The following is a 2,404-nucleotide window of genomic DNA, read 5'->3' as shown; positions in this document are numbered from 1 at the left end:
GTTTTGCTTGATACCATCTTCTCCCCTCAACTTGACAGAAATGGGATGCCCGTTGGTGTGGTGGGACTAGCCATTGATGTAACAGAAAGAAAAATAGCCGAGGAGGCCATTGAACTGGAGCGAGTTTACTTTGAACAACTCTTTGAGTGGTCCCCGGAGGCCATAGTTATTCTTGACCTCGACCAAACTATTCTTCGAATCAATTTAGAGTTTACCAAACTTTTTGGATATTCGAAGGAGGAGGTACAAGGGAAACCGCTGAATGACTTGATCGTTCCAGAACATCTGATTGATGAATCCAACAGTGTCTTCTTTTCAGCAAACAGAGGAAAGCCGGAGGTGTACGAAACAATTCGTCGTCGTAAAGATGGCTCGTTAGTTTATGTTTCTATTTTAGCTAACCCTATTGTTTTTAAGGGAGGTCAGCTTGGTGTGTATGGCATATATCGCGATGTTTCTGTTCGAAAGCAAGCAGAAGAGGAGGTAAGACGCAAGAACCGGGAAATAGAACTTCAGAATATCGAACTCGTACAGGCAAAAAACAAAGCAGAGGAGAGCGACCGACTGAAATCCACTTTCCTTGCTAACATGAGCCACGAAATTCGAACACCCATGAATGGAATTGTTGGTTTTTCGCAGCTTTTGTTAAATAGGGATAATTCAATTGCTGAGGAGGAACAATATGTTGGCATAATTCAAACTTGTGGCAAGCAGCTGCTCACAATTATAAATGACCTTATCGATATTTCGAAGATTGAAGCCAGTCAGGTTCAGCTAAATATCTCTGCCACCAACCTCAATCAACTTATTGATGAGCAGCAACTCATCCACCTGGGTAAAGCCAATGAGCAAGGGATTGAGTTGCTCACTTTCAAAGATTTCAATGATGAGGATGCCTTCTTAATGTTAGATGGAGATAGGTTAAAGCAGGTCTTAACCAACCTTATTGGCAACGCGATTAAGTTTACCAGCACAGGTCATGTGAAATTTGGATACCACAAAAAAGGAGCTATGCTAGAGTTTTTTGTTGAGGATACAGGTATTGGGATTTCAGAGGTTGATCACCAGCTCATTTTTGAACGATTTAGGCAGGCTGAGACAGATTCTGCAAAACTAGCGAGTGGAACCGGCCTTGGGCTTGCCATTTCAAAGGCCATCGTTACACTCATGGGTGGAAATATTTGGGTAAGTTCTAAACCTAAAGTTGGATCTACATTTTATTTCACCATTGCTTATTCACCTTCACTGGAATCACCCATAATGGCAACGGTACACGAGCAGAATACCTTGACCGTTGACTGGACAGGTAAGAAGGTTCTTATAGCGGAGGATGATAGTGTTAATGCCTTTTTACTATCGCAGATTTTAGAACCAAATGGTCTGGAAGTTGTAATTGCAAGAAATGGTAAAGAAGCATTGGCCCTCATCTTGGATGGTAAACAGTTCGACCTTGTGCTAATGGATATTAAGATGCCGGTGATGGATGGTATTACCGCTATGAAAAAAATACGTGAAATCGACCAAAAAATCCCAATAGTAGCACAATCGGCTTATACCCAAAGCCCTGATGTGGCTTTAGCCATAAAGGCGGGTTGCAACGACTATATATTCAAGCCAATTGAACAGAAGATTCTTTTTGAGATGTTGGCGAAATACTTGTAGTTTACAGTCGTAACAGCTAGTAGGCTGCTCTTGCTATCCTTGCAATATTGTCCGATTTCCCCATGGTGTAGAAATGGATGGAGGGTACTCCGGCACGTTTAAGTTCCTGTGTTTGTTTTATTGCCCACTCAACACCTAACTCTCTGGCCGCCTTGTTGTCTCTGCAAAAGTTGAGTTCGCGCACCAGTTCTTCAGGTAAGTCAACATTAAAAACACGTGGCAAAATGTTTAGATGTTCCTTTAAGGAGATGGGTTTAATGCCTGGAATAATTGGAACAGTTATTCCTATTTTTCGGCAATTTTCCACAAAGGCAAAGAACTTACTATTATCGAAAAACAGCTGCGTAACAATGTAGGCAGCACCGGCATCAACCTTTTCTTTTAGATACATTAGGTCGGTGGCCATGTTTGGAGCTTCGGTATGCTTTTCGGGATAGCCCGCTACTCCTACGCAAAAACTTGTTGGATTTGCCGATTCAATGTTCTCATCAATATATTTCCCACTGTTCATCCTCATTACTTGTTTTACTAGATCAACAGCATGGCGGTGACCACCGGGTTTGGGATCAAACTTGCCGGTAATTTTATCGGAATCACCTCTTACAGCCAAAATGTTTTGGATACCTAGAAAATCAAAATCGATCAGGGCATCCTCCGTCTCTTCCACGCTGAAGCCACCGCAAATAAGGTGCGGCACCACATCGAGGTTGTAACGGTGTTGAATAGCGGCTGCAATACCAAC

The 2,404-nt window shown here is 42.4% G+C and carries 2 protein-coding genes; one reads left to right on the top strand and one right to left on the bottom strand.

The features are described from left to right. Positions 1-1,662 (top strand): PAS domain S-box protein (locus VMW01_10970; protein HUW06770.1); only part of this gene is annotated, 1,662 nt, incomplete at its 5' end. Positions 1,663-1,678: 16 nt separating this feature from the next. Here the strand turns inward: VMW01_10970 and VMW01_10965 are convergent. Further along, positions 1,679-2,404 (bottom strand): methylenetetrahydrofolate reductase (locus tag VMW01_10965; GenBank protein ID HUW06769.1); only part of this gene is annotated, 726 nt, incomplete at its 5' end.

The sequence above is a fragment of the Williamwhitmania sp. genome, from assembly GCA_035529935.1.
In the GTDB taxonomy this organism is placed as follows: domain Bacteria; phylum Bacteroidota; class Bacteroidia; order Bacteroidales; family Williamwhitmaniaceae; genus Williamwhitmania.
This window is presented reverse-complemented; position numbering and strand designations above follow the sequence as displayed.